This is a genomic window from Escherichia sp. E4736 (genome assembly GCF_005781225.1).
In the GTDB taxonomy this organism is placed as follows: Bacteria; Pseudomonadota; Gammaproteobacteria; order Enterobacterales; family Enterobacteriaceae; genus Escherichia.
Map to the genome: position 1 here is coordinate 430,533 of NZ_VATT01000014.1, position 6,725 is coordinate 437,257.

Annotated in this window: 7 protein-coding genes and 1 tRNA gene; 6 read left to right on the forward strand and 2 right to left on the reverse strand. The window is 42.8% G+C overall.

Annotation, left to right across the window (positions count from 1 at the left end; all coding sequences use genetic code 11):
- Positions 1-44: 44 nt before the first annotated feature.
- Both mlaA and FEK46_RS11225 read right to left on the reverse strand, forming a co-directional pair.
- Complete coding sequence (mlaA, locus tag FEK46_RS11220; protein WP_130207304.1) at positions 45-800, reverse strand: phospholipid-binding lipoprotein MlaA; 756 nt, start codon at positions 798-800, stop codon at positions 45-47.
- Positions 801-826: 26 nt separating this feature from the next.
- Positions 827-1,015 carry a hypothetical protein gene (locus FEK46_RS11225; RefSeq protein WP_130207306.1) on the reverse strand — a complete coding sequence of 63 codons (189 nt, stop codon included), beginning with the start codon at positions 1,013-1,015 and terminating at the stop codon, positions 827-829.
- Positions 1,016-1,093: 78 nt separating this feature from the next.
- On the opposite strand from FEK46_RS11225, the gene FEK46_RS11230 reads away from it, so the two are divergent.
- The 6 genes from FEK46_RS11230 (at position 1,094) to FEK46_RS11255 (ending at position 6,447) form a co-directional block, all read left to right on the forward strand.
- Positions 1,094-2,026: a formate/nitrite transporter family protein gene (locus tag FEK46_RS11230; protein ID WP_130207308.1), complete on the forward strand. Its 933-nt coding sequence runs from the start codon at positions 1,094-1,096 to the stop codon at positions 2,024-2,026.
- A 75-nt stretch (positions 2,027-2,101) separates the two neighbouring features.
- Positions 2,102-2,176: transfer RNA gene (locus FEK46_RS11235), tRNA-Arg, on the forward strand.
- Between the two features lie 161 nt (positions 2,177-2,337).
- Positions 2,338-3,495 carry a prophage integrase IntS gene (gene intS / locus FEK46_RS11240; RefSeq protein ID WP_000958671.1) on the forward strand — a complete coding sequence of 386 codons (1,158 nt, stop codon included), beginning with the start codon at positions 2,338-2,340 and terminating at the stop codon, positions 3,493-3,495.
- Between the two features lie 152 nt (positions 3,496-3,647).
- Positions 3,648-4,010 (forward strand): GtrA family protein, encoded by a 363-nt coding sequence (locus tag FEK46_RS11245; protein WP_130236963.1) that lies wholly within the window; start codon positions 3,648-3,650, stop codon positions 4,008-4,010.
- Positions 4,007-4,927 carry a glycosyltransferase family 2 protein gene (locus FEK46_RS11250; protein WP_130236964.1) on the forward strand — a complete coding sequence of 307 codons (921 nt, stop codon included), beginning with the start codon at positions 4,007-4,009 and terminating at the stop codon, positions 4,925-4,927. Before FEK46_RS11245 ends, FEK46_RS11250 begins: the two co-directional genes overlap by 4 nt.
- Complete coding sequence (locus FEK46_RS11255) at positions 4,927-6,447, forward strand: hypothetical protein (RefSeq protein WP_130236965.1); 1,521 nt, start codon at positions 4,927-4,929, stop codon at positions 6,445-6,447. The genes FEK46_RS11250 and FEK46_RS11255 overlap by 1 nt, the downstream gene beginning before the upstream one ends.
- The last annotated feature ends 278 nt before the right edge of the window (positions 6,448-6,725 follow it).

A 6,725-nucleotide genomic window follows, 5' to 3' on the forward strand; every position in this document is an offset into this window, starting at 1 on the left:
TAAGAAAAAGGTGAGTTTTCCAACTCACCTTTTTTATTGGCTTCTTATTCAGAATCGATATCTTTTAAATCATCCTGAATCGCTTGCGCATTCGGGTTTTCCTGCGGTTTGAGTTCTCCGCCATTGGCGATGAAATCATGACGCTGGAAGTACGCCTCGCGCACCATGACGTAAGGATCGGACGACTGACGAAGCAGGCCATCAGAATCCAGCAGTTGCGCACGCGTTTCGATACCTTCCAGTGTCCATTTTCCTACCGACATCGGCCAGGTCAACCACGAAAGCACTGGATAGAGGCCATCAGCCATATCACCGCCGTCATCACGCAGCGTGAAGCTACCGTAGAACGGTAACTGAACATAAGGCCCATACCCCACGCCATAGTGACCGAGCGTGCTACCAAAACGGTGAGGTTCCGTTCGTTGCAGTTTCGGATTCGCCATCCCAGCAACATCAATAAAACCACCCATCCCCAAAATAGTGTTCAGGAAAAAGCGGGTAAAGTGGACCATCCCCTGATAAGGGTCGCCCTGCAGGAAGTAGTTAACCATCACTGCAGGTTCTTCAAGGTTGCCAGTAAAGTTGCTTAACCCATTACGTGCCGGTTGCGGAACATAATCACGCCACACGACAGCCACCGGTCGAACCACATACGGGTCTAACACATTGAAGTTAAAATTGTACATGGTGCGGTTGAACCCTTCTAACGGGTCAGAACGCCCTTGCTGATCTGTTCCGGAACTCGCACACCCCACCAGAAGCGTAGTTCCCAGAGCAAGCGCCGACAGGCGAAGTTTCATAAATGTCTCCCTGTTTTTTTTATGGCTTATGCAGTTTGCCATCCATGACGGAACGATACCGTATCCGCCTGTTTAGGTGTGGGCGATTGTAACAGCACGTCAAATGATGTCCATACGCCCTGTTTTGCTGATTTGATCATAGCCTGGTAATCACCGCCCTGTAGGCTACTTGATTCTATAGAAACAGAAAAAGGCAAACGTTGCCTTTTATTCATTTTCAGAGTAACTCCCGCCAGTTGCGAGCAAAAAAGCCGCTACGCTTTAGCCATACGTGCTAATCAAGAGAACTCACCATGGATAACGATAAAATTGATAAACACAGCGACGAAATTGAAGTCGAGAGTGAAGAAAAAGAGCGCGGAAAAAAAATTGAAATAGATGAAGATCGGCTCCCTTCCCGGGCAATGGCTATCCACGAACATATTCGTCAGGACGGCGAAAAAGAGCTGGAACGCGACGCAATGGCGCTACTGTGGTCAGCTATTGCAGCAGGTCTGTCGATGGGTGCATCGCTACTGGCAAAAGGGATATTTCATGTCGAACTGGAAGGCGTGCCAGGGAGTTTCTTGCTGGAGAATCTCGGTTATACCTTTGGTTTTATTATCGTTATTATGGCGCGCCAGCAATTATTTACTGAGAACACCGTGACAGCGGTACTACCCGTAATGCAAAAACCGACAATGGGCAATGTCGGTTTATTACTACGACTTTGGGGCGTTGTTCTGTTAGGTAATATTCTGGGAACGGGTATTGCGGCGTGGGCTTTTGAGTATATGCCTATCTTTGATGAAGAAACCCGTGATGCGTTTGTCAAAATCGGCATGGATGTGATGAAGAACTCGCCCAGCGAGATGTTTGCCAATGCGATCATTTCCGGCTGGCTAATAGCTACTATGGTATGGATGTTTCCGGCGGCGGGTGCGGCAAAAATAGTAGTGATTATTTTGATGACATGGCTTATCGCCCTGGGAGACACCACTCATATCGTTGTCGGTTCCGTAGAGATCCTCTATCTGGTATTTAACGGCACACTACACTGGAGCGATTTTGTCTGGCCATTTGCGCTTCCCACTCTGGCGGGAAACATCTGTGGCGGCACCTTTATCTTCGCGTTGATGAGTCATGCGCAAATTCGCAACGACATGAGCAATAAGCGAAAAGAAGAAGCACGTCAGAAAGCAGAACGTGCGGAAAACATTAAGAAAAATGATAAAAATCCGGCATGAGTGGCGAGCGTTTAAGCAATCGAGCGGCAGTGTACTTACCCCGCAGTCCATTAGCGGGTATACTCATGCCGCGCTGTCCTCTTAGTTAAATGGATATAACGAGCCCCTCCTAAGGGCTAATTGCAGGTTCGATTCCTGCAGGGGACACCATTTATCAGTTCGCTCCCATCCGTACCAGTCCGCAAAATCCCCTGAATATCAAGCCTTCCGTAGATTCACAGTTCGTAATGGTTCGCGTCAGATCGTTGACAGCCGCACTCCATGACGGGTAAAAAGTGGATAAAATAATTTTACCCACCGGATTTTTACCCATGCTCACCGTTAAGCAGATTGAAGCAGCAAAGCCGAAAGAAAAACCATACCGCCTTCTCGATGGTAATGGCCTGTACCTTTATGTCCCTGTATCCGGGAAAAAGGTATGGCAGCTTCGCTACAAAATTGACGGTAAGGAGAAAATCCTGACTGTCGGAAAATATCCGCTTATGACTTTGCAGGAAGCAAGGGATAAAGCATGGACTGCGAGGAAAGACATCTCGGTTGGCATCGATCCGGTAAAAGCGAAAAAGGCTTCGTCTAACAACAATTCCTTTAGTGCGATTTACAAGGAATGGTACGAGCACAAGAAGCAAGTCTGGTCAGTAGGGTATGCGACTGAACTTGCAAAAATGTTTGATGACGACATTTTACCTATCATCGGCGGCCTTGAAATTCAGGATATTGAGCCGATGCAACTGCTGGAAGTAATCCGCAGATTTGAAGATCGCGGTGCAATGGAGCGAGCCAACAAAGCCCGCAGAAGATGCGGCGAGGTTTTCCGTTACGCTATTGTCACTGGTAGGGCTAAATATAACCCGGCACCTGACCTTGCTGACGCAATGAAGGGATACCGCAAGAAGAACTTCCCGTTTTTACCTGCCGACCAGATCCCGGCATTCAACAAAGCACTTGCAACATTTTCAGGAAGTATCGTATCGCTCATTGCGACCAAAGTTTTACGCTACACAGCCCTAAGAACAAAAGAGCTTCGTTCCATGCTATGGAAGAACGTCGATTTTGAAAACAGGATTATCACCATCGACGCCAGTGTGATGAAGGGACGCAAAATTCATGTGGTACCGATGTCAGACCAGGTGGTTGAACTTCTCACTACGCTAAGCTCAATCACCAAACCAGTATCAGAGTTTGTTTTTGCCGGGCGCAACGATAAGAAGAAGCCAATCTGCGAGAACGCGGTACTGCTTGTGATCAAGCAAATCGGCTATGAAGGTCTGGAAAGCGGTCACGGATTCAGGCATGAATTCAGCACTATTATGAACGAGCACGAATGGCCTGCTGACGCTATTGAAGTGCAACTGGCACATGCCAACGGCGGATCTGTGCGTGGAATTTATAACCATGCTCAGTATCTCGATAAGCGCAGAGAAATGATGCAGTGGTGGGCGGATTGGCTTGATGAAAAGGTGGAGTGATCCGCCTTTACTGATTTCGCAACATGTACAACCTTGCAAAGTGATGCAGACACTCTGTATCTCTCAACTCAATCTAGGAATAGGATTATTTATCGATCCTTTAGGAATTGGATGGTACACTTTGGACTTTTCTCAATTCACTGAATATAAAGATGTTTAAGCTTTTCGCGAAATACACATCGATAGGTGTACTTAACACCATCATACACTGGGTTGTGTTTGCGGCGTGTATCTACGGTGCCGAGACAAGTCAGGCACTGGCAAACTTCGCAGGGTTCGTTTTGGCCGTGAGTTTCAGTTTCTTTGCAAACGCCAGATTCACGTTCAAAGCCTCTACGACAACGACACGCTACGTGCTTTATGTTGCATTCATGGGAGCATTGAGTGCAATTGTTGGCTGGGCTGCTGACAAATGTGCCCTTCCTCCTCTCGTCACTCTTATTACCTTCTCCGCTATCAGTCTGGTAAGCGGATTCATCTATTCCAAGTTCATTGTCTTTAGAGTTGCGAAATGAAGATATCTCTGGTCGTTCCTGTTTTCAATGAAGAAGACGCGATACCTATTTTCTATAAAACAGTTCGTGAATTCGACGCATTGAAGAAATATGACATCGAAATCGTATTCATCAATGATGGAAGCAAAGATGCTACGGAATCTATTATCAATGCATTGGCCACATCTGATCCGTTGGTAATGGCACTATCATTCACTCGAAACTTTGGTAAAGAGCCAGCTCTGTTTGCAGGATTGGACCATGCAACAGGTGAAGCCGTTATCCCTATTGATGTAGACCTGCAGGACCCTATTGAGGTTATCCCTCATCTTATTGAGAAATGGCAGGCCGGTGCAGATATGGTGCTAGCGAAGCGTACAGATCGGTCAACAGATGGTCGATTAAAACGTAAGACTGCCGAGTGGTTTTATAAACTGCACAACAAAATCAGCACCCCTAAGATAGAAGAAAATGTTGGTGACTTTCGCCTGATGTCCCGTGAAGTAGTAGATAACATCAAGTTGCTTCAAGAAAGAAATCTTTTTATGAAGGGGGTACTTAGTTGGGTTGGTGGAAGAACCGATGTCGTCGAATACACTCGCGCTGAACGTATAGCGGGTAACTCAAAGTTTAATGGATGGAAACTATGGAATCTTGCACTCGAGGGGATTACAAGTTTTTCTACATTCCCTTTGCGAGTATGGACATACATTGGCCTATTAGTTGCAGGAGTTGCTTTTATTTATGGGGCATTAATGATTCTTGACAAACTAATCTACGGAAACAATGTTCCAGGTTATCCTTCTCTACTTGTATCAATACTCTTCCTTGGGGGGGTTCAACTTATTGGAATCGGAGTGCTAGGGGAATATATAGGAAGGATTTATTTAGAGTCCAAAAAAAGACCTCGTTACATTATAAAAAAAGGTAATAACTAATGTTTTCAAAAGAAACGATAAATAAATTATTTTATTTTACATGCATAATTTCATGCTTGGTAACCATATTCCTTACATCTAGATTTAGCTATACATGGATCACAGATCCTGATTCAGCAAATAGCCCTATAATGTGGAAAGAGTTTTTGGCACATGGGTTTAATGCTTTCAATAACTGGAAGCCAACATTTGATAACTGGTATTTTACCGTATACCCTATAAATTTTCTTTTATTTTTCATTTTTAATGAAAATGGCTTTGTGCCTTTAATGCTTTCCAGTGCGATTTTCATAATTGCAATTTGCCTATGTTCATCAAAGATCGCAGATATCTTATCTGGTAAAACTGCTGCTTTTGCAGCATTAATATCAATAACACTAATATCTCCAGATCTATATAGCAATTATTATTCGCATCCTTTTTCTCATAATTCAACAAATGCATTCGGATTTGTTGTATTAGCAATATACATAATAACTCTCTCAAGCAAGAAAATAATTCCTGCCGCTTCCATTTTTATACTATTAGTACTTTCTGGAGCTTCTGACCCTTGGATATTACCATCTTTTACACTACCTATATTGATATCTGAGGCTTACAATTCATTCATCAATAGAAAAAGTTACAAATACTTTATTTTTCTATTGCTTGCATTTTTAACATCTTATTTGAATCTAGTTCAACACCTTTTTGATCTACCGACTGGCGAGTTCAAAATAACAACATTTGAACAGATGATATCTAATGCACAGTATGCAATAGTATTAACAGCAAAAATGATGCCATTGTGGGTAAACCCATCAGCATCTATGTCATATTTTATTGTTTTCATATGGGTAGCCGTGTTCATAGCTGCTGCTTTAGTTTGTTTTAATAGAGGTAAAGAATTACGTATCTTTTCTATTTGCTGCGTCCTTTCAGTTCTTGGAATTTACTCTTCATCTATAATTGGAGATCAATTTCCGCATCAACGTTTTTATGTAAATGTTGCCCCCGTTGTTTTCTTGTTAACCTCTGTAGCCATAAGATTTTATAAAGCTTTCTTAATACCACTTTTCATAACTATTTGTGTTTCTGTTTATGGGTATTGTAACTCACCATTAAAATACGAAGAAAATAAAAACCCAGTTTATGAATATATGACTTTCCTTTCCAACAATAATCTAAGTTATGGTTATGGTAGTTTTTGGTATTCTATGAATATGACAGTGAATTGGTTATCAAAAGACCAAATACATATAACACCTGTTTTCTTTAACCCTGAAACTGGTGTTGTGTATTTTCAGCCTGCAAGAATACAAACACTGTCTTCATGGCATACAAAGGAATTCATAAGCGGTAAACCAAACAGACAATTTATTGCCATAACTCAGGGACAAACCGGTGGTGATACATGTCCAAACGTTCAAATATGTATTGATGGTGCTCAGAAGCAATTAGGAAAAGCCGATGAAATCCTATCATATAAGAATACAACATTCTTGGTGTACAACAAACCAATTGAAACAGATATAAAGTAATTTAATGTAAGAGAGGGATATTTCCCTCTCTTTTTTATTAATAATTCCCCTCAGAAAGGAAGCTGTAAACCCCGGGACCACCTGCAATATTACATGTCCATGCCTTTGGTTGTCCTGAAGCAGGTGCGCTATTGATAACACGTTCGCCTATATCCCAGAAACCGGATGTAGGTACTGACGAAAGATAAAATGTTGTTTTTTCAACTTGTAACGCATTTGATGGCATTCCATATACACAAAGAGACGGTGAGTTTATGATGATCTTGACCCGCTATCTC

Coding starts and splice junctions, on each gene's coding strand:
- FEK46_RS11255 (WP_130236965.1), top strand. CDS start 4,927: ATGTTTTCAAAAGAAACGATAAATAAATTATTTTATTTTACATGCATA.
- FEK46_RS11230 (WP_130207308.1), top strand. CDS start 1,094: ATGGATAACGATAAAATTGATAAACACAGCGACGAAATTGAAGTCGAG.
- FEK46_RS11225 (WP_130207306.1), bottom strand. CDS start 1,015: ATGAATAAAAGGCAACGTTTGCCTTTTTCTGTTTCTATAGAATCAAGT.
- intS (WP_000958671.1), top strand. CDS start 2,338: ATGCTCACCGTTAAGCAGATTGAAGCAGCAAAGCCGAAAGAAAAACCA.
- FEK46_RS11250 (WP_130236964.1), top strand. CDS start 4,007: ATGAAGATATCTCTGGTCGTTCCTGTTTTCAATGAAGAAGACGCGATA.
- mlaA (WP_130207304.1), bottom strand. CDS start 800: ATGAAACTTCGCCTGTCGGCGCTTGCTCTGGGAACTACGCTTCTGGTG.
- FEK46_RS11245 (WP_130236963.1), top strand. CDS start 3,648: ATGTTTAAGCTTTTCGCGAAATACACATCGATAGGTGTACTTAACACC.